Source organism: Mesorhizobium sp. M0968 (genome assembly GCF_040319065.1).
Taxonomy (GTDB): domain Bacteria; phylum Pseudomonadota; class Alphaproteobacteria; order Rhizobiales; family Rhizobiaceae; genus Mesorhizobium.
In genome coordinates this window covers 14,126-39,271 of the sequence record NZ_JAMYNL010000037.1, presented here as the reverse complement: position 1 = coordinate 39,271, position 25,146 = coordinate 14,126, and the positions used below count along the sequence as shown (strand labels likewise).

Here is a 25,146-nt window from a genome sequence, read left to right as displayed (position 1 = left end):
TGGACAAACCATTCCCGGCTTTCTGACATTTCGAATCTCCTTTGCTATTTAAGGAAAAACTTTCAGAAGAAGACATTGTTCCGGAGCAAAGCCGCGGGACAGGCTTGATCCTGCCAGAGGATCCGCGCCGTCGGCGGATCTCAATTCACCTCTCGAAATCCTCAGCAATGCGGGTGAGGGCCAAGATCGCGGAAGATCGGCGCCAGGAAAACGGGCATGGACGCGAGACGCGCCGATCAACCACACGTGCTCCCCGCTGCGCGTTCCATTACAAAGTCCAACTGGCACTGTGAGGGCGAAGGATCTAGCCTGTCAGTTTAGTGAAGTCGTGGCGCCGCGCGCGAACATGTGCCAGCAAATTCGTTTCGTTTACGACCCCTGATTGAAAGAGATTCAGCGTGGTCGAGGCCAGAATCTGAGCGTCTATCGGGGTGCTGTACCATTTGGCGTCGGCGGTTACCTGGTCGACAACCCGCTGGCAGATCGCCCGATCTTTAGGTCTAAGGAACTGATTTTTCAGTGCTCGTAGCATCTCGACGCCTTGAAACCGAGAGTCACCTGTCTCCCGCGCGATACCCATGCGTGGTCTCCGAGCATGGACCCTAAGCGCATTCAGACAGAAAATTGCCATTCGTTTGAGTGGTACCGATGTCGCGTGGATAAGCGGCGGTCCGCGAGCTAATCCACCATGTCGCGCAGCGGCTTCTTGCGCTTTGGCGTCCTGTACTTCTCGACCAGCCTGACCTTGTCGATGTCGATCGTCACCAGCGGTCCCAGATCGACAGTCACCCTGCCGCCTTCCTCGTCTACGCGCGTGATCTCTCCGGTAAGCTCGATCTGCTGCCCCTTCTTCACCTTGGTATGATCGATGATCGAATGCGGAAAGCTATAGCTCGGAATCGAGACGTTTACGCAGTGCTGGGTGACCCGTTTGCGAAGGCGGCCGGGATCGCCACCTCGTCACGAATGGGAATTCCGCGCGCCGTTCCATGAGTCTGGTGCGTTCGGCGCCTTACTCAAGATATTGCTAATTATGGATGAGCCCGCTTCCTCCAATCGATGGATGAAGCCGATCGTGGGCCGGTGCTACTTGATGCATCGCGCGACTTACCCGACAAGAGCTGGCTCCAGAGGCAAAATATGAGCAAGACGACTCTCATTGCTATCGCAATCCTCGCGATCAGTGTCGGCTGTGCCGAAGCCAAGGACCGTAAGGTCGAAACGGCGACCCACCGTAAGGTCGAAACCGCGACCCTCGGCACGTATGCCAATTCGAAGAACCTGCCGGTTTGTACAGCGGCAAGCTCACTCTTCGAAGTCCTCGGTGATAAATGTTTTCTCGTCACAGGTTCGATGATCTATGGCGACATCGCCGAACTCTCCCGGACAATCACTTTGAGTTGGTAGCCGAGGCAACAACCTCGCAGCGCATTCTCCGGTATGAAGCTGCGTCGCAGGGGCTGCCTTCGCCCAGATATCGACCCAGTCTTCGCGCGTGGTCAATACCGGCGCAATCCCCAGTCACCACGGGCCTCTCCAAAATTCTTATGCCGTCCGCACCTGCGGTCGAGCGTGTCGCGCCAACACAGCAGCGCCTCTGCATCGTTTGGGCAACCCAACCATAGCTTCCGGTCCGGAAACTCGCTTACGCGTCTCATCGTCCATTCGGCAGTGGAAAATTAGGCCGATTTGGCAGTGCTCAGAATCGCGTAGCTGTCCTGCGATCCGCTCGGAGAGGATGGCGAGTGGTTGCGGCAACTGCGCCTCAAGCTGGCTGGCGACCGCCGTCTGCAGCCCGCTGCTGCGGAGCAGCGCTGACGCTGCGTTCGTCCGGACCGTCGCAAGACCGCTTGATTGTATCCGGCCTGGAGACAGACAAACGCCGGCGCACCCTCACCCTGAAACCAAAAGACAATATCGATGACCTTCAACAGCTATGCTCCCAAGGGTTCAAGCGCCTGCAAACATTCACCATGCCAATTTCGCCATCGCCGCTTCGATGACGGCGCCCTCAATTTCATGGAGCAAGCTTTGCCGCCAAGGGGTTCTGCCCGATGGCGGCGATCAGGCTCGTGCATACCTCGATCACCATCACCAAGACCCTGCGAGACGCAGAAGAGGCTAGCCGCTTCATGAAGCGGCTAGAAGACCCAAACCCAAAAGCCGCTGATCGATTTGAGCCGCAGTAACGAAGTGTAACCGGGTTCCCACTACAAGAAGCTCAAACCGCGCAAGACCGCTGATCGATACGGCCACGATCTTCAACGGTCTTGCCCAATGGAAGCCGCCCCAATGGAAATCGCCACGAACGGCCATACGACTAGCCATCTGATGACGTCACGGCGCTTTGCGCCTCTCTTCTGGACGCAGTTCCTTTCCGCCTTCAACGACAATTTCCTCAAGAACACGCTGGTGTTCCTTATTCTGTTCACCCTGGCGGCGGACAAGGCTGCATCACTGGTTACGCTGGCGGGTGCCGTCTTCATGGCTCCTTTCCTGCTCCTGTCCGCCGTTGGTGGCGAGATCGCCGACCGGTTCGACAAGGCGCTCATCGCCCGTCGGCTGAAATTCACCGAGATCGCCGCTGCGGCTGTCGCTGTCGTTGGAATCACCCTGTCGTCGATCCCGGTGCTGATGATCGCGTTGCTCATGTTCGGCATCATCTCGGCACTGTTCGGACCGATCAAGTACGGCATCCTGCCGGATCACCTCGAGCGCAAGGAATTGCCCCGCGCCAATGCCTGGATCGAATCGGCAACCTTCGCCGCCATCCTCGGCGGCACTATCGCCGGAGGCGTCGTCTCGGCCGATGGCATTGGCGTCTCGGTGTTCGGGCCGATCATGATGATCCTTGCCGTGGCCTGTTGGTTTGTCAGCCGCTACATCCCGTCCACCGGTTCTGCGGCTCCCGACCTAGTCATCGACAAAAACATCTTTCGCTCGACCTGGCGACAGGTGAACGGTTTGCGTGCCGACAAGCGGATCTGGCGCGCCGGACTGATGACGTCGTGGTTCTGGCTGATCGGGGCCATTGTCCTTTCGATCCTGCCTACATTGGTCAAGGATTCGCTCGGTGGCGGAGAAATCGCTGTCACCGCCTATCTCGCGGTGTTCGCCGTGTCGATCGCCATTGGCTCTGCCATAGCCGCATGGATGTCGCAGGGCCGCATCGTGCTCTTGCCAGCCCCGGTTGGCACTGCGTTGATGGCACTGTTCGGCTTGGACCTGGCCTGGACCATCTGGAGCATGCAGCCTTCGATCGGGGCCGAAACGCTCGCAATATTCTTCGCCAGGCCAAACACGGTCCATGTTGCGATCGACCTTGCCGGCATGGCTATTGCCAGCGCCTTTCTTGTCGTACCAACCTTCGCCGCCGTACAAGCCTGGGCGCCCGAAGCCAGCCGCGCTCGCGTCGTCGCCGCGGTGAGCATCGTCAATGCAGGCTTTATGACGGTGGGCGGCATACTTGTCGCCGCGATTCAAGCAGTGGGCGTCTCCACTGGAGGTATCCTGTTCGGCCTCGCCGCACTCAACGTGGTCGCCGCCTGGCTGATGCTGAGATATCTGCCAACCAACGCCTTCCGCGACTTCGTTTCCATTCTGTTCCGAGCCTTCCATCGTCTGGAGGTGGAGGGGCTGGAAAACCTTAAGGCGGCCGGCCCGGCACCCATCCTGGCGCTCAACCATGTCAGTTTCCTCGACGGCCCATTGGCTTTGACGCTGACGGATGAGGAGCCGGTGTTTGCCATCGACTACACCATCGCCCAAGCCTGGTGGATGAAGCCGTTCATGAAACTTGCGCGCGCCCTGCCGCTCAATCCGGCCAAGCCGATGTCGACCCGCACGCTTATCAAGGCCGTGCAAGGCGGCGATCCGCTTGTCATCTTCCCCGAAGGCCGGATCACCGTGACCGGCGGCCTAATGAAGGTCTATGACGGTGGCGCCATGGTGGCCGACAAGACCGGCTCGATGATCGTGCCAGTGCGCATCGACGGCCTGGAGAAGAGCTATTTTTCGCGGCTGAGTTCGCTGCATGTGCGCCGCCAGCTGTTCCCAAAGGTCAGGGTGACGATACTAGAACCGGCCAAACTTGAAGTACCGCCGGACCTCAAGGGCCGGAAGCGCCGCGCAGCGGCGGGTGCTGCCCTCTACCAGGTCATGTCGGATCTCGTCTTCCGCACCCAGGACATCGACAAGACTGTGCTGGAGAAGATCATCCAGACGGCGAGCGAACGCGGCATGAAGCAACTGGCCGTGCAGGACCCCGTCACCGGTTCGCTGAGCTACGGCAAGCTGCTGACAGCCGCCGCCGTGCTTGGAGAGAAATTCAAGAACCTCTATGCCGGCCAGCAGACGCTCGGCATCATGCTGCCCAATGCCAACGGCGCCTGTGCAACGCTGCTCGGCGTCATGTCCGCCGGCAAGGTTCCGGCGATGATGAACTTCACTGCCGGTGCGGCCAACATCCTCTCCGCTTGCAAGGCCGCCGAGGTGCGCACCGTGCTGACTTCACGCGCCTTTGTCGAACAAGCGAAACTTGGCGCCGTGGTCGAGGAACTCGGCCGCTCGGTCGATATTGTGTGGCTTGATGATCTGAGGGCCACCATTGGCCTCAAGGACAAGCTGCTCGGCCTATTGCGCAAAAATACACCCCGGGTCGCCCGCAAGCCCGGCCAACCGGCGGTGATCCTGTTCACCTCAGGTTCTGAAGGCACGCCTAAGGGCGTGGTGCTCACCCATCGCAACATCCTGGCTAATGCCGCCCAGGCCGCCTCGCGTATCGACTTCCATTCGGGCGACAAGGTCTTCAACGTGCTGCCGATCTTCCACTCGTTCGGCATGACAGCAGGTACGGTGCTGCCGCTGATATCGGGCGTGCCGGTCTATTTCTATCCCTCCCCGCTGCACTATCGCATGGTGCCGGAGTTGGTCTACGCATCGAACGCGACGATCATCTTCGGCACCGATACGTTCCTCAGCGGCTATGCGCGTACGGCACACCCTTACGACTTCCGCTCAGTGCGCTATTGCTTTGCCGGCGCGGAACCGGTCAAGGCTTCTACGCGCGCGACCTATATGGAAAAGTTCGGCCTGCGCATCCTCGAAGGCTATGGCGTGACCGAAACCGCGCCCGTGATCTCCATCAACACGCCGATGTACAACCGCTCCGGCAGTGTCGGCAAAATCATGCCGGGTATGGAGTACCGTCTGGACCCGGTGCCTGGCGTCGAGGATGGCGGACGGCTTTTCGTGCGCGGGCCCAATGTCATGGCGGGCTATCTGCGCACCGAGAAGCCGGGCGTGCTCGAGCCGCTCGAAGACGGCTGGCATGACACCGGTGACGTGGTCGCCGTCGACGACGTCGGCTTCATCACCATTCGAGGCCGCGCGAAGCGCTTTGCCAAGATCGGTGGCGAGATGGTTTCGCTGGCCGCCGTCGAGGCACTGGCGGGCGAATTGTGGAAAGGCTCGCTCTCGGCGGTCGCCGCCGTGCCAGATGCGCGCAAGGGCGAAAAGCTGGTCCTCATTACCGAGGCTGTCAACGCCACGCGTGCCGAATTCCTGGCCTTCGCCAGGGCCAACGGCGCCATGGACCTGATGGTGCCGGCCGAAGTGCGCGTCGTTGCGAAAGTGCCTGTCCTCGGCTCAGGCAAGCTCGATTTCTCCGCTGTGACCAAAATGGTGAGCGGCGAAGACATGAAAACCCAAGCGGCTTGAACGGCTCGCTTTTACGGGTAGCTTTTGTGTATCTCGGTTGAGAACACGGGACCGCCGCGAAAGTTCGGTGCACGCAGCGCCGTGCGAACGAGCTGCAGCTGGCGAAAACGATGGTGCAGGGTCGATGCGCTCATTTGCACATGTGCCGCGAGCTCGTCGATGCTGAACTGTCGAGGCGGCGGTCATAGAACTGGCAAGCGAGGACCATTGGCTTGTCCGACTATCGTTGCGCCTTCAGCAGACGCTCGAGCGTTGAAAAGTCACTCATGTCGCGGTAGGGCGTCAGGTCAAGATCCTTGGGGATCTTCTTGAGCTTCTCTTCGGAGATCGGTTTTTCGTTCTTTTTGTTGAAGGCCTGGTAAGCGGACCAGCCAACACCCGCCGCCTTCACTGCATCGCGTTCGGCTCGAAGAGCGATTTGATGCGCGTGCAGGTAATGAAGCCCGAGTTCGTCCAGGAGCGCCTTTTCAACAAGTTCGTGCGTTAGCAGAAATGGGGCAAGCCGGACCTTGGCCGATTTCCAATCCATAGTGCGAGGCATATGGCGATCGATAAAAATCGTCCTGCCATCTTTGCTGTATCCAGCAATGTAGGGGATATCGAAATCATGGACGATCTTCACCCGACGATGCAGCGCCCGCACAGCGTCACTCAGTACATCATCGTCCAAGTCTTCGGAAACGTGGCGGACTTCATCTTCAAGCTTCATTTTTTCCACACTGACACCAGCGGCGCTTTGCTCCCATAGACCGGATCCTTGCGTTGACGGCCAACTTGGGAATCGTTCGTAATGCCCGCTGATGTTCCTGGGCTGTCGTGCATTCGTCATAAGCGTCGGATGCGGGATAAGCGCCGACCACCAGGAAACCAGCAGACGCGGAGAAACATTGGTGACCGGTGCCGGCCGGAAGAACTGCCATATCGCCGGCCTTCCAGGACAATGTACGGCCCCTGTTGCCCCCGAACCGAACCTTGCCGGTTCCGCCCGCAACCCCAAGCACTTTATTTTTGCGGGAATGGTAATGGACGTAGTGGTAGATGCCGTCCCGCCAGCCGCTACTCCAGCCATTGGCCTCGAAAAGCTCTTCCAGCACGGCTGCGGAATCAAATTGTTCCACCGACCTTACGGCGCCGGGATAGACGACAAACGGCCAGAAGGGGTGGTTCGGCACGAGGCCGTCATCCTTAAACCGAAATTCGAGTGGCTTCTTCATCTTCACGAATTCGGCGAGTTCTTGCTTTCTCGGTCGCGCGATACCCGTCGCCTGCTCGGTAAGCTTTCTTCAGGCTCTCGAGAATGCCCACGGCGAATCCTTGCGCTCGATGAGACAGCGGCGAAAGCCTCCGCTCTGGTCTCAACAAATCTCAACCAGCGACACCGCACTTTGTTCCTTTTGTCGAATGGCCGCTATTAAGCTGCGGCCCGCGAGGAGAACTGAAACTCAGACAAGCGCCCGCATGTCGGCCGCTCAGCTTGTGCCTGCCGGAGTTGAACGAGAATTGTCTTGGCGGTGCTGCGCCAGAAGGCATTCGCGTCCTCCAGGTTTTTGGATTCTAGGACCCGGGCGATACCTTCGACCAATTTCCGCCGCCGATTCAGCGGAAACGCGCTTATGTTGAATGATCGATCACCTCACCCGGATCGCCCAGGCTTCGAAGGCCGCAACCTGTTGCTGATCGCTTTCCGATCATCACCGTGCAAGGCAGGGACGTGCTGCAATTTATCTTCGGTAAGCTGTTCGGCCGGCATCTCCTGGTGCGGTGGAGGAAGCGAAACTCACCGCCGTGCCGTACTTTGCCTGGGACAATCGCGACCCCGGCGAGATGCTGGTCTGGCTCAGAAGGGCGGGGTAGCTCTATCGCCATCTGAGCCGCGTTGCATGCCTTGAATTCGCCCGGGCGCGCGTCATCTAGCTTTGAGTGGCGCCAGTCACTTGAACGGGTGGAGGCAGATTGTGGCGCTCGAAGCTGTCGCGCGTCCGAACGCCGGTGGCCGCTTTATTGCGGTCGTGGTGGTGCCGCTGCTATTCGTCGTCGGTGGACTGGCCATTCGCTATGCGGCATTTGCCTCGATCTCGGCGCAACCAGGCTTCGCAGCCTATGCCCAGGCGCTCTGCCGGTGGGATTGCGCGTGGTATGTCGACATTTCCGAACATGGTTATGAGCGCTTTCCCATTCCAAACCAGAGCAATGTCGGACGCTGGGGCTTCTTTCCACTCTATCCGATGCTGGTGGCGGCAATCCGGTCTGTTTTCCCTTTGCCGACGATACTGCTCGCGTCGATCACATCGGTTGCGTGCAGCTACGCGGCCTGTCTGGTGGCGTGGCCGCTGCTCGAGAAGAACATGCGCGCTTATGTGCTATATTGCGCCTTTCTGCTCAGCGGCCCGTTCTCCTTTCATTTTACGACTTTCCTGACCGAACCTCTTTTCGTGCTCCTGACGTCGTGCGTTTTTCTGGCACTCAAACGCTCCAGCTATCTGACCGCGGGGCTGTCATCGGCTCTGCTGTCGGCAACCAGGCTCGTCGGAGTGCTTGTTGTATTTGCGACCGTCATTCAGATGTTCAGGGATTACCGCGCAAAGGGCGGATCGGCGCTTTCTTTCCCACGTTGGGTGCTTGGCCGACCGGATCTGCTCGTTGCAATTCTCATCTCGCCTGCCGGCTTGTTCGCCTACATCCTGTTCCTCTATCTGACGGTCGGGGACGGCTTTGCCTTCCTGCACGTCCAGCGCGCGTTTGGACGGGTGGTGGGCAATCCGCTCGCCTTCATATGGGATGGACTCTCGGCCGTTCCGGCGACTGGATGGCTGCCTACGGCGCCGCAATGGAGCGCGCTCGCCGCACTCATAGGACTGGCGCTATCGGCGGTTCTGGCGGTTCGCAGGCAATATGGCGCCGCGTTGTTCTGCGCCTGCTGCATCATCCTGCCGCTGATCACGAACCTGGCCTCGATGGTCAGATACGTCATTGGGCTTGCGCCTCTGACAATGTTGCTGACCACGTTGTTGTCGGCGTCGAAGCTGACTTTTCTTGCGGCTCTGGGTCTCTTCCTGGGCGCCTGCTATTTCATGACCGTCGCGTGGATCGGGGGCTATCTTGCCCTGGTCTAGCACTCCGGGCCCGCATCGGCGCGCGGCCTCGCTTGGCGGCTACACGCTGGCGGCGGTTCTGGCCGGGGCGGAAATCATCATGCTTGCGCTTGCTCTCAATCCAGACGTCAATGCCGACTATCGCGCCTATTACATCGACCGGACGACGACCTGCCTCAATCGCGATGCGGTCGGCAGCTACACACTTGGCGAGACGGTGTCGTTCCGGTCCGACGGAGCCAAAAAGGCAACCGGCATGAAGGTCTGTGGCTGGTCGGGGCCGGTAGCCGACGGCACCCATTCGCTGGGCGAGACCTCGCGGCTTCGCCTGGACATACCGCCGGTTCGCGACGGCCTGACTGCCACGCTGCAAATGGCCGCCGTCATTCGTCCGCCCCAGATCATGCAAAGGGTTGTGATCTCGGTGAACGGCGTTCGGGTGCATGCGGTGACGCTGTCCGGCAAAGAGCCACGCACCGTTTCATTCGTCATCCCACCGGCGGCTGTCGGCGAGGCCAAGACACTCGACATCGCCTTCGACTACCTCGACGGCATTCCGCAAACTCCTGCCGCCAGCAACATCTATAAGCGCTCCATCAAATTGTTGTCGCTCCGGCTCGATCCCACTGATGTGGATTAGGGCGGGCGATCGCGCTGCCGGCCGCGTCTTCGCTGCGCAAAAACCCAGCGGTCGAGCATGAGGAGATTGACCGCTGGAACAAGCAAGCATGTAACCAGGATGGCAATGATCGGCGGCAGACTGAGTTTCGCAGTCAAAAGCGCCGGCGCCGCGTAAGCCACCGCGAAGCCGGTTGCCGTCAGCAAGAGAAAACGCGGAGCCTCCGATCGATGCGATCCGCTCGACGCGAAGGTCACGAACTTATGCGCGAGATAAGAAAACAGGGCGGCAGCGGTATAGGCTGCGAGCGAGGCACCGACCGGCGAGAGGCCGAACCGTTGCCATTCGACCAAAGCGGTGGCCATCACTGCGTATAGGATCGTTGCAGCGATGCCGACCGACCCGAAACGCACCAGCAGTTTCAGGCCGGCGTCGCTGGTCGAGGGGCCCTCAGACTTGCGCACTGCAGGCATACTGCGCTCCAAGCGGCAGCGACGCGAGCGCGCGCTCGACTCTTCTGGCGAAAGGCCTTGCCGACGGCAGCAGCAGGAAATGCTCGGATCGGATGTCCCGGAACCCGGTCTCCCGAAAGAGGGACGCTGCGTTGGCAGCGTTGAGGAGGACCGCGTCGTGGTCGAACGGACACCGCAACACCGCAAGACGCGTCAGGGGATTATAGGGATTGTGCTCGATGATGCAGGCGACGCCACCTGGCCGCACGACACGCCGCAATTCCAGCAAGAAATCGGACCAGGAGGAGGGCGGAACGTGATGGACGACGCAACTGGCGAAAGCCAGATCGAACGCGCCATCCTCGTAGGGCAGACTCGGCGACGTGCAGGCCCTATAGGTCACACCTGGATTGTCCTGGCCGGCGCGCAAAATTGATTGCTCCGACACGTCGCAGCCATCGAGGCTGTCGAAAGCGCCGTCGAGGTAGGGGTGGAGCGAACCGACGCCGCAGCCGATATCCAGCGCCCTTACAGCCGCCCCACCCCGCCGAAGCTTTCGCTCGACCACCAGACGCCGCAGCAGGTCCGCCTTGGCGACAAGGAAGAAGTCGTGCCCGAGTCCGGAAAATCGGATGGACCCTTCGACCGCCTCGCCATAGTTGGAATTATAGCTGTCGAAGAGTTCGGCCATTGGCGGGGACTCCACTCCTGGGCTTGTGAAACGACAGGCGGCGCTCACCAGAGACGGTACGCATCGCCTCGTCGAAGCCGGTGAGCCGGTTAATAACATAAAGCGGGCGGCGTTTCACCTCGGCGTGGATGCTGCCAACGTAGAGCCCGACCACACCGGTCATGAAAAGATTGATGCCGCACAGGAGCGACACGATCACCACCGTGGATGTCCACCCGGCAATGATGCCGGTTTCAAAAAACGAGGCAAAGATGGCATAGGCGCCAAAGACCACCGCAAGCGCGGAAATGGCCAATCCGCCCCAGAGCGCCAGGCGTAAGGGCTTCTCGGAGAAACTGACGATGCCGTGAACCGCAAGGTGCACCATCTTCCAGAATGGGTATTTGGTCTGGCCCAGGGTTCGCGCGTGGCGCTCAAATGGCACGGTCGTTTGCTTGAAGCCCATCCAGCCGAACATGCCCCTGACGAAGCGGTCATGTTCGGGCATACGCTTGAAGGTTTCCAGCGGCTTGCGGCCGACCAGGCGGAAGTCGCCGACGTCGCGCGGAATATCGACCGACGTCATTTTCTCCAGCAGGCGATAGAAAAGACTTGCCGTAAAGCGCTTGAACCAGGATTCGCCCTCGCGCTTGACCCGGCGGGCATAGACGATCTCGAAGCCTTCCTTCCACTTGGCCACCAGATCGAGAACGACTTCCGGCGGATCCTGCAGGTCGGCATCCATGACGATGACGGCATCGCCCGCAGCGGCGTCCATACCGGCGGTAATCGCCACTTGGTGGCCGAAATTGCGGGAAAATTCGATCAGCCGAAAGCGCGGCTCGGCGGCAACCACTTTTTGGAGGTATTCGACGCTTCCATCGAGGCTTCCGTCATCGACGAAGATGGCCTCGGTTTCGCCGTCCAGCCGGTCGATAAGCGAACTGATCCGCTCGATCAGCCGAGGCAGCACCTGTTCTTCATTGTATATGGGCAGGACGAGCGAGTAGCGAGGCGGTGATCTGTTCACCGTCATTCCAGGGCCGTGGACCACAGAGTCTCGCATGCGGTTGAAAATGTAACGAAAGCTACAAAGTTCCAAAGGTGTGCAAGAAACTGCTAATTTAGCTAGTTCTTGATTGAATGCCGGTTCTCAGTGAGAGATGAGCGTCCGCACCGAGGCGCGAACTCGATAGGTCGCCAGCGAGGTTCGTCTGGCGATACGCCAGCACAAAGCTGTTTGACCGCCCTGAAGATCGCTGCACGCTCTCCTTCGCGCGCTCCACGTAGGCGCCATCCGCAGTCATCACCACGACGCGGGTGCCGGCGCTGATGTATAGCGGTACCAGGGTGCGCACGCCGTTGGACAGCGTTGCCGGTTTCGCGACGAACCTCTGCCGCTGTTTGCGGCCGCTGCTTGCCGTGAGAAGAAGACTTTGCCTGAGATCCACCAGCCTGTTGTTGCGCTCAGGCCCATGACGGCCGGCCGCGACGTTGTCGAGAATTATGGCCATGTCGGGCTGACCTTGCGCAGCCATCCGGCGTCGTTTCTGCGTGCCGATCTTCGCCGGCGCAGCATCGTGACCTGTCAGGAGGCCATGCAGGCGCGAGACAGAAGCTGGCTCGAGGCTGCCGGCCTGGTTCTGGTCCGGCAACGGCCAGGCTCGGCCAAAGGCGTCATGTTCCTCACCGTGGAGGATGAGACGGGCGCCGCCAACGTCGTCGTCTGGGTCAAGGTATTCGAGAAATTCCGTCGCGTGCTTCTTTCGTCGGCCATGTTCGGCGTGCGCGGCCGCATCCAGCGGGAAGGGGAGGTGGTGCATCTCGTCTCCCATCAGTTGACCGACCTGTCGGCCGAGCTGGCCAGCCTGGGAAACCGCGAGACGCCGTTTCCCGTGCCGCATGGCCGCGGTGACGAAGCCCATCACGGCGCGCAGGGTGTCGATCCGCGGAGCCTGCCGAAGGGCCGAAACATCGTCGATCCATTATGCCGAGTTCGGCATAAGGAATCTTATCCCGAGTCGGAGACTATGACGATCAAGCTGCCTAAACCACGGGACTTTCGGTAAAAACGCCGCTGCGGCTCGGCATAGTATTCTGCCCTCCTAGCAACAATGCAAAGGAGAGCAAGATGACCAGCACCATTAATGTCTACAGCCACCAGCTATGGCAGCGATTTGATGGATTTTTCGAGACAACGCCGCCGGGCAGCGACTTGCCCGGCGCAATCCTCCATGCTCGGATCCTCATGATAGACTTTCCAGCTAGGGGCCAAGGGTCGATAAGCTTGGCCGTCAGCTCACGATCCCACTCCGGTCGTTCGATCGAATTTGATGCTTTCGCAAAAGCTGCCGATGAGCTCTGACCGCTCGAGGAAGGCAAGCCATTGCCTGCGACCGTCGCGAAGTACCAAAGCTACCTAATTGATCATCCGCCTTTTTAATATTTCTAGTCTGGCATCGGCACTTCGAAATTTTCAGATGGCTTTAAGATGCATCCCTTGACCAGTCTCATGCCATCCCCTATCTATATTATTGAGTATCTACTCACTCAATATGCAGGCCCGAGCCGTCCTTCGGCGCGCATCAGGGCGAAAGATCGGCCGAGGCAGAAGATAATCCTCGAAACTGCGCCATGCACGATGATGGATTCGCCGGACGGGTCAAAGCCAATCGAGCCGCTGTGATCTATGCTCGGGGCTTGGGCTATGCGCCAACTTCAACTTGGACGCCGGGCGAGAGCTAGATTTCCAGAGACCCTACGTCGAGGCTTGGCTTAAGCTGATCGGAGTGACGGATATCGATTCAATTTTGATCGAGCGCACGCTGTTTGGGCTTGAAGCTGAGCAGGCGGCGCGTGCGAACGCAAAGTTCGAGGCAGAACGGCTCGCGCTTGAGTTTTGATCTCAAGTGAAGCGGTCATCGGCTGGACTGTTTGCGCATGTGTTCGCTGCGCTCCAGGCGGAGCGACCAGCGGGGTCGCCTAGTCGCTACACAGGGTCGCCCGGGATACCTTCGGAAATCTCCTGCCGCAGCTTTGGGTTCTTGGCGAGTCTGCGCCCCAGCGCCGCGACGAAGGCGTCGTAGCGCTCGCCAGCCTGAGCCCTTGCTGCGGCCTGCGCCGGCCCGGGCAGCGGCAGATTGGTGGTAAGGCAGAAGCGCGCGAAAACGGCGAGCATCTCGACCGAGATGCCGACATCGCGCTCCATGCGCGTCATGCGGCGATCGAGCTGGTCGAGGCGCTTGGTCGTCGCGGCCTCTTGTCGCTCGGCGGCGTCCGGCGACAGGAAGAATGCGATGGCCGCCTCTGCAATCAGCGTGCGCGATTGGTCACGTCGTGCCGCGTGGGCCGCGAGCGCCTTCATCACCTCGGGTTCGAGACAGACCGACAGGCGCTGCTTCTTCGACGGATTGGCCACGGGCGCCTCGCAGCTCCATGCCCTCGTTCGGATCGAGCGAGACCTGGCGGGCCATGCCCTGCATGATCTGGTTGCCGCGGCTGATCCGGGCAGTGTCGTCATCGGCCATCGAAGCCGCCGTCGAAATCGTTCTCGATCGGCGCCCTCTTCTCCACCGGCGCGGCGCGGTTCAGCTCGGGCTGGTAACGCCGTTCCGATCCCGTTGGATCTTCGTCGCCGATGTCTGCGGCGCCGGCTGCGTCGGCCGACACGATGCTCGCCGGCCTGGCCCGAAGCGGCAGCCGGGCTCCAGTCGTCCGTGCCCGGCTGTGCCGGCCTGGTAAGCACCGGCGGCGCCATGATCCGGTCCTTGAAACGGCGATCCTCGTAGCGCGCCTTCTTCGCGCGGATCGGCGGCGTGCCCGCCATCATGACGATCTCGTCGGCGGGCGGGAGCTGCATGATCTCGCCCGGGTTAGCAGCGGTCTGGCCGTCTCGGAGCCCGACACCATCAGATGGCCAAGCCAGGGCGAAAGCCGATGGCCCCCATAGTTGCGCATGGCGCGCATCTCGGGAGCACCTCGGCACGGTTCCGTTCGCGCGATAGAAGCAGCGGTTGGCGATTGAGCAGCATGGAATCGCCGAATTCATGCGCGCGGTATCGATACGCGATGAATGCTGCGGAGGCCTTGACGAGCAGAGCATCGTCGGCAAAGGCGCGCAGGAGCTCGAAATGGCTTTCGCCGGGCTGGTGGACGCCCGTGAGAATCGCATCGACCACGCGAAGCCGCGTGCCCCGCGCGATGCGCCCTGTCGCAGTGCCATTTCCGGCACGCACATTGCCGCCGGGATTGGCGGCGGCCTCAAGTGCGCGCACTACGCTCGTGCCGATCGCAATGATGCGGCTGCCGCGCAGCTTCGCCCGCGCGACCTGCGCCGCGGTGCGCTCAGGGATGCGGTATGGCTCGTCGAAGGGAAGGCGCGAGTCGAGCGCGGGATCGCCGGTAGAAGAGAGGCCCGCAGCATGCGTGAGTGTTGCAAAGCCAACGGCGTACCGACGCCAGGCTTGGAGCGTGCGCCAGTCGAGCGCGAAGCCTGCCGATGGCGCCTCGAACGCGACCGGCCCGGCGGCAATCTTCGTCCAAACGTCCCACAGTGCCAACGGCTCGGGAACATGGGCGTATTGGATCGGCCGGCCGTGCTGCGCCAGTCCTGCAAGCACCGCTGCGCGATTGCCTGGGAAGTGCAACTCGAGAAGGCGTGGATGGTCGAGAAGGCGCTCGACGACGGCGTCAAGCGAGCCGAGCCGGAGGCGATCGCCTGGTGACAGCGGAGGTGGAGGCAGCCGGTCCTCCGTGCGCGTGCGGTGATCGCCCGAGCCGAAGGCAATCGCCACGAAACGGGTTGGATCGGGAAACGATAGCCAGCCCGCCAGGCGGATCTCGATCGCCTCACCGCTTGGGACATGCGTGCCGTGCAAGCTGGCAGGCAAGGTCGCGGCGTCATTGGCGACGACCAGATCGCCGGGGTTGAACAGCGTCGCGAGTCCAGCTCGCGGCAGGTCGCGCATCGTGCCGTCCGCCTCGACGACGAACAGCCTGGCGGAGCGCCGATCGGGACGATCGGCGGCAATCATCCATGTGCTCCGGCCAGAAGCGTAGAGCGGACAGGCAACGCGTCGAGCATCTTTTCGATGGTCTCGGCAGCTGCCTCCTGGGGGCGCTTCAAGGTCGCCGGATCAGCATCAGGGATCGCGAGCGCGTGCAGTGGGGTGTCCATATCGCCGGGGTCAAGCGCGAGGAGCCGGATGCCGTCTGCTTTCGCCTCCTCGTCCCAAATCGCCGTCAGATGGGCAAGAGCGGCCTTGCTCGCGCCGTATGCTCCCCAGCCGGGATAGGCGTTCACCGCGGCGTCGCTGGAAATGTTGATGACCAGCGCGCCCCGGCCCTCGCGCGCGGACGCGGCAAGCGCACCGAAAAGAGCCTTCGTCAGCCGGAACGCGCCGACCAGGTTGACGGCGAGCGCCGTTTCCAGCTCCTCGCACTCAGTATCGGCGAGGAGCGCCAGAGGGACAGGGCCGAGGCTCGAGGCATTGTTGATCAGGACGTCGAGCCCGCCGAGGCTCGCGGTTACCTGTAGCGCGATCGAGTAGGTGTCCTCCTTCTTGCCGACGTCGCCGACAATGCCGTGCGCGCCCGTCTCGTCGGCGATGCGTTCGACATTCGCGGCGGTGCGGGCGACGAAGGCGACGCACGCATTCATCGCGGCAAGCTGCCGCACAAGCGCCACTCCGAGCCCGGAGGTGCCGCCCGTGACCGCCACGCGAAGTCCCTGAAGATCAATATTCGACTGCATTGCCGTGCTCCCTTAATCCGTATGCCTCTTGCTACAAGTTCAAGTTAACTTGAAGTCAAGCGGGAATTGTGCTTTCCTTCATGCATGGATTCCATGCTGACCATCACCGACGTGTCACGGCGCAGCGGCGTCGCCTCATCGGCCCTGCGCTTCTACGAGGAGCGCGGGCTGATCGCGTCCGAGCGGGCCGGCTCGGGACACAGACGCTACCCGCGATCCGTGCTGCGTCGAATCGCCTTCATCGTCTTCGCGCAGCGAATTGGGCTGACGCTTGAGGAGATCGGCGCCGAGCTGGCCAAGTTGCCAGCCGATCGCGTGCCGTCGCGTCGGGATTGGTCGCGGTTATCAGGCCAGTGGACCAAGCGCATAGACCAGCGCATCGCCGAGTTGCAGCGCCTGAGGTCGGGGCTTTCCGAGTGCATCGGTTGCGGCTGCCTGTCGCTGGACCGGTGTAGCCTTGCGAACCCTGCCGATATGGCAGGACGCAAGGGGCCGGGGCCGAGGTATTGGCTGGGGTGAGTTGGCAGCGTGCCTGTCCCTATTGCAGAACTCGGCAGCGCAAGACTTCGCCAAGTGCGAGACGCTGCCCCGTAAGGTCAGGGCGCGGCGGCCCTGATGTTAATTCAGGAATCGCGCTGAACCGGACAGCTCCTGCATTTGTCTCAAAACCGCGGTCAACAAGGGGTCAGAACAAGAGCTGCTCAAAATCGACGCGATGGAAGGCTCCCGCTCCGCCGGGGTTGGCATCGTTAGGATGGATGGACAAACCGGGAGCGTAAGACTCCTGCGGCGGATTTGATTCGTGATCGTCGCGCAGCCGTACCAGCAGTGCCGTCCGCAGGCCCGCTGCGTCTCTTCCGGCGATCCGATCGCCTGTCGCGAGCGACTCAGGTGCTCTTCAGGGTCCCGTTCATCCCTTCCGGATAGAAGCCGCCCTTGCTCACTCCGTCCTTGTCGGTGAGATAGACGATCCGCAGCACTTCCTGCGGCGTCCTGGTGAACGCGATCGCGTCGGGCGTCGAAGGAACGAAATTGGCCTTGCCATTCACCTGGATGCCCTGGTCCTTGTCTTCCGGCCCGTCGATCTTGTCTCGTGCATCGGAGACGGCGTTGGCGGCCTTCCAGGCTTTCTCTCCTTTCCGGTATAGAGTGGAGCGCGCCATTCCCATGTGATAGGCCTCGACCGCCAATATGCCGGCGGCGGCGGCGAGGAAGTCCTTGTTCTTCAGAACCGTCGCCGCACCGGCATAGGCGGTGACGCCGACATCCTCGAACAGCATGCCGCCGAGAACGAAGTTCGTTTCGTTGCCGAAGGGGTCGAAGTCCCGCCCAAGGCCCGCTGCCTCCGCAACTGCCTTGAATCCCGCATCGAAATCGATGGCCGGCCTGTCGACTGCGTTCTTTGCAAGCGTCTTGCGATAGAACCGTACATGCGCGAGTTCGTTTTCAGCAACCTCCTGCATGAATTCGCCGATGGCGGGTGTCTCGAAGGACACTTTCTTTCCGCCGACGACATCGCCGGGTTTCGAACCGGCATCCGCGGCGTCGATGCCTTTTCCGGTGGTGCCGCGAAGATAATATTCGGCCTCCATGTATTCCAGGTTGAGCGCAAAGCGGAAAATGTCCTCGTCCTGCACTTCTTCCTTGGCATAGGCGCGAGAAACCGGCGCCAAGCCCGTCGTGGCGGCGAGGCTGGCTCCCAGCCCAAATTGCAATGCGCGGCGACGGGAAAGGTGGAGTGAAGGGATGGCACGTATCATGGCTTCCTCCCAAAAGCCCGCCGGCACCACCGTTGGCACCTTATCGCGGGCAACGCGCCCAACTCCGCCATAGGCGAAATGTTCCTGTAAAGGTCGGACGTTGCAGGGGTCGTGCTCCGGATCAATGGCTTTTCGGGCGCGTAACGTCGGAGTTGGCATCGACTATTTGTGACCAAGCCTCGAATCTAGACATTGAGGTGACACATTATGAGCCGGATAGGCTACGCCCGCGTCGGAACTGGGAGAAACGTCCGCTATCGAACGACCACTTTTCATTCGCGCGGTGAAGCTGCGGAAAATCAAAAAGCTGCTCAAGCTCGATCGCAGAAAAGCGCTGCACTTGGTTTGGACCGAACGAGATTGCCGGAAGGTGTGATGCCAGATAAAGCGGGCAGAGGTGCAGTCGCCTCGACGCTGTACTTTTCATGCGTTATCAAGCCGGTCCGCGATCCCGGTTGCACTCGCCGCCAAACCGGAACCCTGGCCACGGACGAGACAGGCCAAGCCTAGCTGCCGGGCCGCCAAGGCAAGCGAAAATAGAGCCGGATCTAATGTGGGGTATCGAGTTTGACCCAGCTTCACAAAACCCAGAAAGGCCGGCGTATTCTGCAGATGATTGACCTCAGTCGCCGGCCCCCGATCCAGCTGTTCCAGTTCGTGAAGAATATCGACAGGAGGACCAACCGTGACGTTCATGATGACTGCCGTTCCGGCGGAGCTCGATAGAGGATGATCCGTCCCGTCGGCAGAACCTGGGTGAGGAGATCAAAATCGCGGACGTTGCCGGTCAGCACGCTCGCACCCAACTGACACGCCTGCAGGAACACGAGGGCGTCATTTAGGAAGCGGCGCTCGTGCCCCTCCCTCTTGGGCAGATTGCTCAGCCGGAAGAGCAAGCCAGCCAAGACCCCGGCCTGTCCCCAGATCGCATCGTCCGGTGCATGAAGTCGGTGGTCCGGAATGTCCTCTACCGTGGCTTCAATCGTCTCGAGGACAGCTTTTGTGGAGGCATGCTTAGGGTCCAGCTGACCAAAGGCTTGGATCAGCTCAGACAGGCAGACAGCGGAATGGTGGCATCGGCGATAGGTAAGCAGCGTATCGACTTCAACCGGCGATCGTCCCTGCAGGACATCTAGATAGACGCTCGTATCCAGAAACAGCGGTCCCCCGATCGCAGGTTCGTCAGCAACCCATGGGAGATCGTCGTCGGCCCTGCGCTTCAGCGTTCCGTTGTGCTTTTGGGGCTTTAGCGATCGGAGGGTTTCGGAAAGATCAAACCCCAAGATCTATGTCCGCCGGGATACTGCCCTTACGTCCGACCAGGCGGGCGCCAAAGTCATCTTCGAGGGCCAGGCGCGACAGCGCCAGTTCCAACAGCTCCGTGTCCGAGGTGACATGGGCGCGCTTCTTGGCCGCCTCGATCAACTCCGCGGGCACCCGTGCCGAAAGACGGGTATTCTTCGCGGCGCCGAGGAGGCCGGCGGCTTTCGCTTGCTCCAGTACAAGTTTATTGCGGGTCGATGCGACCGTTGCTTCGCTTTCTGCAGCCGTCCGTGTCTGCCTAGCCATGAGAACCTCCTGTGTTGAACAGAATATAGATTTCGTTGAACGCATAGGCAAGGCTTAGTAGCCGCTGGCCGTCGGGACCATCGCTCCGGGATGATGAAGCGGACATCTGACGCTTTCGCACTCATCACGCGCGGTCAGTATTCGGGGCTTGCGACGCAACCCGTGAAGGGCTGAGAAGTCCTCATCGCATTGCAGCGCGACGGGCAGTCCAAGGTCGCCGACGCGCTCTCAAAGGGTGCGCGTTTTCAGCTCTACCTGGCCCTGCGGCTTGCCGGATATTACGAGTTCGCCCAGTTTCGACCCTCTGTGCCATTCATTGCCGACGACATCATGGAGAACTTCGACCATTTCCGGTCCGAGGAGGTTTTCAGTTGTTTGGTCAGATGGCAAGCGCTGGCCAGGTGATTTATCTGACGCATCACCAGCACCTGTGCGAGATCGCCAAGGCTGTTGTTCCCGGCGTTACAATTCACGAGCTCACGTAGTTGGCTGCTGCGGCGTGGGATGAGTTGAGGCTGCAAACTGAAGTAAACGGCCGGGCCGTCAGAAACACAGCGCGAAAGGACGGCGAGTGCCCGGCGTCGGGGAACGCATTCCCATCCTCCGCCGGCAAGCCGAAAGCTCCAAGCTGGGCAGCCCGTGCGAAGCCTGGGCGGCTCCGGCGCCGAAAAGCCGTTCAAAATGAGCGATGCCCCGCTGGCGCGGATTTGAAATCTTTTCAGGTCTCCTCCTGGAGTTCCTTTTCCTGACGAAAATGGTTTGCAATGAAGAGGGCTTTGGCGCTCGCCGGCTCAAACGAGGAACGCGCCTGGCTGATGTCGGTAGGCCTCGTGCGTTCCGGGTGGACCAATCGGAAGCCGACAGCGAGACGGTCCCAGAGATTGGTGGTGCCGGTGAGAAAGGTCAGCTGGGCGAGCTCTTCGTCACTAAAGGGCCTGTGTCCAGGCGAGGGCGGCGCGTTCGCGCTCGCTGTACAGCGAATCTGCCCTGCGCCAGTCATCGAGCAGATAGAGCCCGCTCTTCCGTCTCGCCGAGCGCGCGAACGTCCTTGTGTGCATATGAATGCGGTAGGCGCAGCCATTGATCTGGGATGCGCGCATCCTTACGAGCGCGATCAGACTCGGTTCGAGGCAACAGTTGCAGATCGCGTGTTCAAGCGCCCAAAGCGCATTCATAGCGTCAGAAGCTGCCTGGTTCGTTTTCTTGGGTTCAACTCGCATTGTCCTTGTCCCTTCCGGGTTGACGTTCCGCCGTCGCACCGGAAAGACGGCGTTCTTCGTTGCGCAAAATCTGCAGACCCCTCCAGTGGCATGGCGCGCTATGCCGAGCGGCACCGGCGCTTTTCTGATCGCCTCTGACGGTCTTCCCGGAAGAGGACCGCCAAATGGTGGACGTCCCGCGCCATTGCGGCCTGGTTGGCTTTGGCGGTCAGCCGGGTTCTTGAGCAATCCGGGCGGCGGCGGCTGATGCGCCGGAAGGCAGTCGATGCTCGCGAGGCCCAACAAAAATTCTTTATCTAATCGCCGCAATCATGACGCATAAGCTCCAATTGCAGCCGGCGGAAATACCAGAAATCACAGCCAGTCTTGAGGCGTACCGAACCCATATTGCCCACTTGCTGCAAGACCTGCGACACGCGGGTCCGTCCAAAAAAAATCATGTCTCGACCGGCAGCCGGTTCGACCGCTTGATCTGCGTAAGCGCGAAGCTGGACTCGATCGAGGAGACGCCATCGAGCCGCGTCAGCTTTTCCTTCAGGAAGCGCTCATAGGCGTGCAGGTCGCGCACCACCACACGCAGCAGATAATCGCGCTGGCCAGTCATCAGATAGCAATCGACCACCTCCGGCCAGCGCGCGATTGCCGCGTTGAACCGCTTCAGCTCGCTCTCGCGCTGGCGCTCAAGCTTGATCGAGGCAAACACCGAGATCGGCAGATCGACCATGTCCTGGTCGATCAGGGCGGCATAGCCGGTGATCACCCCCATATCCTCCATCAGGCGGACCCGGCGGGCGCAGGGCGAGGCCGAAAGGCCGACCCGCTCGGCAAGCTGCTGCGCCGTCATCCTGCCATCGACCTGCAGCGCGGCAATGATCTTTCGGTCGATATTGTCCAATCGACTTTTTGGCATCGAACGTTACTCCATCGGCTGATATTGGCACAACCAGCTAACGCAGCTGCCAATCTCATGCAAGTTTAGCGACAATTGGTTTTTGCTCAGGCCTATGATTGAGACATCGCAACCAGGAGTCTTGCAGCATGGACAAACAAAAACTGGAGGCACTTTCGGCACTGGAGAAAAAGGTGCTCTGGCTGTCGACATGGATGATCCATAACGCCAATCACCTGCGGGAAAATACGGACGGCTTGAAGGTTGGCGGACACCAGGCATCCTCGGCGTCGCTGGTGACGATCATGACCGCGCTTTATTTCTCGGTGCTGAGGCCACACGACCGCGTCGCGGTAAAGCCGCATGCCTCGCCAGTGTTTCACGCCGTCCAGTATCTTCTGGGCAATCAGACGAGGGAGAAGCTCGAAGGGTTTCGCGCCTTCGGTGGCGCGCAAAGCTATCCGTCGCGGACCAAGGATGTCGACGACGTCGATTTCTCCACCGGCTCAGTTGGCCTCGGCGTCGCGCAGACACTGTTTGCCTCCCTTGTGCAGGATTATCTCGGCGCCCGCGACGAAAGCATGCCCGAGGGCCGCATGTTGGCGCTGATCGGCGATGCCGAGATGGACGAAGGCAACATCTTCGAGGCGCTGCTCGAAGGGTGGAAACACGGCCTGCGCAACTGCTGGTGGATCGTCGACTACAACCGACAGAGCCTCGATGCCGTGGTTCGCGAAGGCCTTTGGGAACGCTTCGAAAACATTTTCCGGAATTTCGGCTGGGACGTCGTGATCCTGAAATATGGCTCGCTGCTCGAAGCCTCTTTCACCGAACCCGGCGGCGAGGCGCTAAAGGCCTGGATCGAGGCCTGCCCGAACCAGCTCTATTCGGCGCTGACGTTTCAAGGCGGCGGCGCCTGGCGCAAGCGCCTGGTCGCCGACATCGGAGACAAGCCGGGCCTGGCATCGCTTCTCGACCGGCGCTCCGATGCCGAGCTCGCCGCGCTGATGACCAATCTCGGCGGCCACGACCTGCCATGCCTGATCGAGGCCTTCGGGACGGCACGCGGCAACGATCGACCGACATGCTTCATTGCATATACGATCAAGGGCTTCGGCCTGCCGCTCGCCGGCCACAAGGACAACCACGCCGGCCTGATGACCAGGGATCAGATGGCGGTCCTTCGTGCCTCGATGTCGGTCGGCGACGGGCGGGAGTGGGACGCCTTCGAGGGATTGGCTGTTGGAGATCTGGAGCTGCAACGATTCCTCGACGCCGTTCCGTTCGCGGCAAAGGGCCAGCGGCGCCGGCACGCCCAGCGCATCGTGGTCCCTGGTCGTCTCGTCGCGGAAGCCAAAGGCAGCGTCTCCACGCAGGTCGGCTTCGGCAGAATTCTGGACGAGATTGCGCGGGCTGGCGGGCCGCTCGCCGACGCGATCGTGACGGCATCGCCCGACGTCACGGTTTCGACCAATCTCGGCCCCTGGATCAACCGGCGCGGCCTGTTCGCGCGTCAGTCACTCACCGACACTTTCCGCAGCGAACGCATCGCCTCGGCGCAGAAATGGGAATTCGGCCCCTCCGGCCAGCACATCGAACTCGGCATCGCCGAGAACAATCTGTTCATCCTGCTGTCGGCACTTGGGCTGTCGCATTCGATTTTCGGCAAACGGCTGCTGCCGATCGGCACGCTCTACGATCCGTTCATCCAGCGCGGTCTCGATGCGCTCAATTACGCCTGCTATCAGGATGCGCGCTTCCTGCTGGTCGCGACGCCATCCGGGGTCACATTGGCGCCGGAAGGTGGGGCGCATCAGTCGATCGCCACACCGTTGATCGGCATAGCGCAAGACGGGCTTGCGGCTTACGAGCCGGCCTTCGTCGACGAGCTGGGCGTCATCATGCGCTTTGCCCTGGATTATATGCAGCGCGACGGCGACGCCGTGCAGTCGGAGCGCACCTGGCTGCGCGACGAGACCGGCGGCTCGGTCTATCTGCGGCTCTCGACGCGCCCGGTCGAGCAGATCACGCGTAGCGTGACGCCCGTACTCGAGCAGGACATCATCGACGGCGGCTATTGGCTGCGGCGTCCGGGTCCGAATGCCGAAGTGATTGTTGCCTACACTGGCGCCGTCGCGCCGGAGGCCATCGAGGCTATCGGCATGATGGCCGAGGACCGTCGCGATGTCGGTCTCCTGGCGGTGACCTCGGCCGATCGCTTGAACGCAGGCTGGACAGCGGCAAGTCGCGCGCGCGAAAGCGGCCTCGTTCACGCCAGGAGTCATATCGAAAGGCTGTTTGCCGATCTCCCTGCGCATTGCACCATCGTCTCCGTCACCGACGGTCATCCGGCGGTACTCGGCTGGCTGGGTTCGGTGTACGGCCATCGCACGCGCAGTCTCGGCGTCGAGCATTTTGGCCAGTCAGGGACTATCGGCGACCTTTACCGCCACTTCGGCATCGACGCCAATTCCATAGCCACAGCCGCCGACCGGATTGCTGGCGGGCGCCCCATCCGCCATCTGCGCGCGCTGGATTGATGCTGACGACATTCTGTGGCCGAGGCCTGATCGTGGATCTGAAATCATGCCACTCGCTGCTCGGGTAACGCAATGTCTGAACGGCGCGCCTCTGTCGGACCGGGCTAGTGCTGAAGCCCGGTGATCATGGCGACGATCTCGTTCTTGTCGGTCTCGCTGGTCTTGCGCACGCCGATCTGTTTGCCACGTCGCAGAACACAGATCCGATCTGAGAGCCTGAACACCTGGTCGAGGCTGTGGCTGATGATCAGCACGCCAATGTTGCGCTGCTTCAGCGACAGAACAATCGTCTCGACCTTGGCGGTCTCGGCAACGCCGAGCGCGGCGGTTGGCTCGTCGAGCAGGATCAGCTTGCTTGCCCAGTGCGTGGCGCGCGCAATCGCCACGCCCTGGCGCTGGCCGCCCGAGAGATCGCGGATGGTGGCGTGAGCCGATGGGATGCGAACGTCGAGATCCTTCACCAGCTTTTCGGTGTCGTCGATCATCCGGCGTCGGTCGAGCAGGCCGAAGCGGTTCACCGGCTCGCGGCCAAGAAACATGTTCATGTAGACGGTCTGCTGATCGGCGAGCGCCAAGTCCTGATAGACCACCTCAATGCCGTGGGCGCGCGCCATGGTGGCGCTCGACATTGCCACCGCCTGCCCCTCGATGATGATGGTCCCGGATGTCGGAGCATGCACCCCCGTAACGATCTTGACCAGCGTCGACTTGCCGGCACCGTTATCGCCGACCAACGCCACTATCTCGCCGGCATAGAGCTCGAGCGAGAAATTTTCGATGGCGGTGAGGCCGCCGAAATTCTTGCGGATGTCGCGCAGCTGCAAAACAGGGGGCATGCCGGTCGTGGTCGCGTTCATCACTTGCT

Annotated in this window: 25 protein-coding genes and 5 pseudogenes; 10 read left to right on the top strand and 20 right to left on the bottom strand. The window is 61.1% G+C overall.

What is annotated here, in order from left to right; translation table 11 throughout:
* Positions 1–304: 304 nt before the first annotated feature.
* The gene (locus tag NKH67_RS31075) at positions 305–580 is read right to left on the bottom strand and encodes a hypothetical protein (RefSeq protein WP_353032631.1); all 276 of its coding nucleotides are present in this window, start codon (positions 578–580) and stop codon (positions 305–307) included.
* A gap of 98 nt (positions 581–678) precedes the next feature.
* Positions 679–855, bottom strand: a complete 177-nt coding sequence (locus NKH67_RS31070; RefSeq protein ID WP_023680685.1) for a hypothetical protein — start codon at positions 853–855, stop codon at positions 679–681.
* 285 nt (positions 856–1,140) lie between these two features.
* On the opposite strand from NKH67_RS31070, the gene NKH67_RS31065 reads away from it, so the two are divergent.
* Both NKH67_RS31065 and NKH67_RS31060 read left to right on the top strand, forming a co-directional pair.
* On the top strand, positions 1,141–1,407 hold the full coding sequence (locus NKH67_RS31065; protein ID WP_352503492.1) for a hypothetical protein: 267 nt from the start codon (positions 1,141–1,143) through the stop codon (positions 1,405–1,407).
* 885 nt (positions 1,408–2,292) lie between these two features.
* On the top strand, positions 2,293–5,718 hold the full coding sequence (locus tag NKH67_RS31060) for an acyl-[ACP]--phospholipid O-acyltransferase (protein ID WP_353032629.1): 3,426 nt from the start codon (positions 2,293–2,295) through the stop codon (positions 5,716–5,718).
* Positions 5,719–5,938: 220 nt separating this feature from the next.
* Here NKH67_RS31060 and NKH67_RS31055 read toward each other — a convergent pair whose 3' ends face one another.
* The 3 genes from NKH67_RS31055 to NKH67_RS31045 all read right to left on the bottom strand — a co-directional run bounded on the left by NKH67_RS31055 (position 5,939) and on the right by NKH67_RS31045 (position 7,333).
* Positions 5,939–6,427 carry a hypothetical protein gene (locus tag NKH67_RS31055; protein WP_353032627.1) on the bottom strand — a complete coding sequence of 163 codons (489 nt, stop codon included), beginning with the start codon at positions 6,425–6,427 and terminating at the stop codon, positions 5,939–5,941.
* Entirely contained in the window at positions 6,417–6,932 is a 516-nt protein-coding gene (locus NKH67_RS31050; protein WP_353032639.1) for a cupin domain-containing protein, read from the bottom strand. The genes NKH67_RS31055 and NKH67_RS31050 overlap by 11 nt, the downstream gene beginning before the upstream one ends.
* Before the next feature lie 197 nt (positions 6,933–7,129).
* Positions 7,130–7,333 carry a DUF6074 family protein gene (locus NKH67_RS31045; protein ID WP_353032638.1) on the bottom strand — a complete coding sequence of 68 codons (204 nt, stop codon included), beginning with the start codon at positions 7,331–7,333 and terminating at the stop codon, positions 7,130–7,132.
* 25 nt (positions 7,334–7,358) lie between these two features.
* Between NKH67_RS31045 and NKH67_RS31040 the strand changes: the two are divergent.
* The 3 genes and pseudogenes from NKH67_RS31040 to NKH67_RS31025 all read left to right on the top strand — a co-directional run.
* A pseudogene (locus NKH67_RS31040) lies at positions 7,359–7,468 on the top strand (phosphatidate cytidylyltransferase); the annotation flags it as partial.
* Positions 7,469–7,673: 205 nt separating this feature from the next.
* On the top strand, positions 7,674–8,831 hold the full coding sequence (locus NKH67_RS31030; protein ID WP_353032625.1) for a putative hexosyltransferase: 1,158 nt from the start codon (positions 7,674–7,676) through the stop codon (positions 8,829–8,831).
* Positions 8,818–9,450 (top strand): hypothetical protein, encoded by a 633-nt coding sequence (locus tag NKH67_RS31025; protein ID WP_353032623.1) that lies wholly within the window; start codon positions 8,818–8,820, stop codon positions 9,448–9,450. Before NKH67_RS31030 ends, NKH67_RS31025 begins: the two co-directional genes overlap by 14 nt.
* Here NKH67_RS31025 and NKH67_RS31020 read toward each other — a convergent pair.
* From NKH67_RS31020 to NKH67_RS31005, 4 genes and pseudogenes are all read right to left on the bottom strand, one after another.
* Positions 9,447–9,902 (bottom strand): GtrA family protein, encoded by a 456-nt coding sequence (locus NKH67_RS31020; RefSeq protein WP_352542315.1) that lies wholly within the window; start codon positions 9,900–9,902, stop codon positions 9,447–9,449. The two genes, NKH67_RS31025 and NKH67_RS31020, sit on opposite strands and share 4 nt — an antisense overlap.
* Entirely contained in the window at positions 9,880–10,572 is a 693-nt protein-coding gene (locus tag NKH67_RS31015; protein ID WP_353032621.1) for a class I SAM-dependent methyltransferase, read from the bottom strand. Before NKH67_RS31015 ends, NKH67_RS31020 begins: the two co-directional genes overlap by 23 nt.
* Positions 10,547–11,587 (bottom strand): glycosyltransferase family 2 protein, encoded by a 1,041-nt coding sequence (locus tag NKH67_RS31010; RefSeq protein WP_352473011.1) that lies wholly within the window; start codon positions 11,585–11,587, stop codon positions 10,547–10,549. The genes NKH67_RS31015 and NKH67_RS31010 overlap by 26 nt, the downstream gene beginning before the upstream one ends.
* A 232-nt stretch (positions 11,588–11,819) precedes the next feature.
* A pseudogene (locus NKH67_RS31005) lies at positions 11,820–11,933 on the bottom strand (elongation factor P); the annotation flags it as partial.
* Between NKH67_RS31005 and NKH67_RS31000 the strand changes: the two are divergent.
* Together NKH67_RS31000 and NKH67_RS30995 are read left to right on the top strand one after the other, a co-directional pair.
* Positions 11,934–12,620, top strand: a pseudogene (locus NKH67_RS31000) (OB-fold nucleic acid binding domain-containing protein); the annotation flags it as partial.
* A 62-nt stretch (positions 12,621–12,682) separates the two neighbouring features.
* Complete coding sequence (locus NKH67_RS30995) at positions 12,683–12,916, top strand: hypothetical protein (protein ID WP_353032619.1); 234 nt, start codon at positions 12,683–12,685, stop codon at positions 12,914–12,916.
* A gap of 624 nt (positions 12,917–13,540) precedes the next feature.
* Here the strand turns inward: NKH67_RS30995 and NKH67_RS30990 are convergent.
* From NKH67_RS30990 to NKH67_RS30975, 4 genes and pseudogenes are all read right to left on the bottom strand, one after another.
* A complete protein-coding gene (locus NKH67_RS30990) occupies positions 13,541–13,969 on the bottom strand; it encodes a CopG family transcriptional regulator (protein ID WP_353032617.1) in 429 nt (142 codons plus the stop codon).
* Positions 13,970–13,979: 10 nt separating this feature from the next.
* Positions 13,980–14,526: pseudogene (locus tag NKH67_RS30985) on the bottom strand (type IV secretory system conjugative DNA transfer family protein); the annotation flags it as partial.
* Positions 14,460–15,584 carry an S-adenosylmethionine:tRNA ribosyltransferase-isomerase gene (locus NKH67_RS30980; RefSeq protein ID WP_353032615.1) on the bottom strand — a complete coding sequence of 375 codons (1,125 nt, stop codon included), beginning with the start codon at positions 15,582–15,584 and terminating at the stop codon, positions 14,460–14,462. The pseudogene NKH67_RS30985 and the gene NKH67_RS30980, both read right to left, overlap by 67 nt.
* Positions 15,581–16,303 (bottom strand): SDR family NAD(P)-dependent oxidoreductase, encoded by a 723-nt coding sequence (locus NKH67_RS30975; protein ID WP_353032613.1) that lies wholly within the window; start codon positions 16,301–16,303, stop codon positions 15,581–15,583. Before NKH67_RS30975 ends, NKH67_RS30980 begins: the two co-directional genes overlap by 4 nt.
* 93 nt (positions 16,304–16,396) lie before the next feature.
* Between NKH67_RS30975 and soxR the strand changes: the two genes are divergently transcribed.
* Positions 16,397–16,822, top strand: coding sequence for a redox-sensitive transcriptional activator SoxR (gene soxR, locus NKH67_RS30970; RefSeq protein WP_502893836.1), 426 nt, complete (start codon positions 16,397–16,399; stop codon positions 16,820–16,822).
* A gap of 368 nt (positions 16,823–17,190) precedes the next feature.
* Here the strand turns inward: soxR and NKH67_RS30965 are convergent, their stop codons facing one another.
* From NKH67_RS30965 to NKH67_RS30950, 4 genes are all read right to left on the bottom strand, one after another.
* Positions 17,191–18,063 carry a ferritin-like domain-containing protein gene (locus NKH67_RS30965; protein WP_352871137.1) on the bottom strand — a complete coding sequence of 291 codons (873 nt, stop codon included), beginning with the start codon at positions 18,061–18,063 and terminating at the stop codon, positions 17,191–17,193.
* A gap of 423 nt (positions 18,064–18,486) precedes the next feature.
* Positions 18,487–18,759 carry a hypothetical protein gene (locus NKH67_RS30960; RefSeq protein ID WP_353032609.1) on the bottom strand — a complete coding sequence of 91 codons (273 nt, stop codon included), beginning with the start codon at positions 18,757–18,759 and terminating at the stop codon, positions 18,487–18,489.
* Positions 18,756–19,346, bottom strand: a complete 591-nt coding sequence (locus NKH67_RS30955; RefSeq protein ID WP_353032607.1) for a type II toxin-antitoxin system VapC family toxin — start codon at positions 19,344–19,346, stop codon at positions 18,756–18,758. Before NKH67_RS30955 ends, NKH67_RS30960 begins: the two co-directional genes overlap by 4 nt.
* A complete protein-coding gene (locus NKH67_RS30950) occupies positions 19,336–19,632 on the bottom strand; it encodes a hypothetical protein (RefSeq protein WP_353032605.1) in 297 nt (98 codons plus the stop codon). The genes NKH67_RS30955 and NKH67_RS30950 overlap by 11 nt, the downstream gene beginning before the upstream one ends.
* A gap of 69 nt (positions 19,633–19,701) precedes the next feature.
* Between NKH67_RS30950 and NKH67_RS30945 the strand changes: the two are divergent.
* Positions 19,702–20,117: pseudogene (locus NKH67_RS30945) on the top strand (ATP-binding protein); the annotation flags it as partial.
* Positions 20,118–20,558: 441 nt separating this feature from the next.
* Here the strand turns inward: NKH67_RS30945 and NKH67_RS30940 are convergent.
* On the bottom strand, positions 20,559–20,852 hold the full coding sequence (locus NKH67_RS30940; RefSeq protein WP_502893835.1) for a carboxymuconolactone decarboxylase family protein: 294 nt from the start codon (positions 20,850–20,852) through the stop codon (positions 20,559–20,561).
* 436 nt (positions 20,853–21,288) lie between these two features.
* Complete coding sequence (locus NKH67_RS30935) at positions 21,289–21,762, bottom strand: Lrp/AsnC family transcriptional regulator (RefSeq protein ID WP_352472945.1); 474 nt, start codon at positions 21,760–21,762, stop codon at positions 21,289–21,291.
* Between the two features lie 128 nt (positions 21,763–21,890).
* Between NKH67_RS30935 and NKH67_RS30930 the strand changes: the two genes are divergently transcribed.
* Complete coding sequence (locus NKH67_RS30930; RefSeq protein ID WP_353032603.1) at positions 21,891–24,281, top strand: thiamine pyrophosphate-binding protein; 2,391 nt, start codon at positions 21,891–21,893, stop codon at positions 24,279–24,281.
* Between the two features lie 104 nt (positions 24,282–24,385).
* Here the strand turns inward: NKH67_RS30930 and NKH67_RS30925 are convergent, their stop codons facing one another.
* Complete coding sequence (locus NKH67_RS30925) at positions 24,386–25,138, bottom strand: ATP-binding cassette domain-containing protein (protein ID WP_353032601.1); 753 nt, start codon at positions 25,136–25,138, stop codon at positions 24,386–24,388.
* Positions 25,139–25,146: the final 8 nt, after the last annotated feature.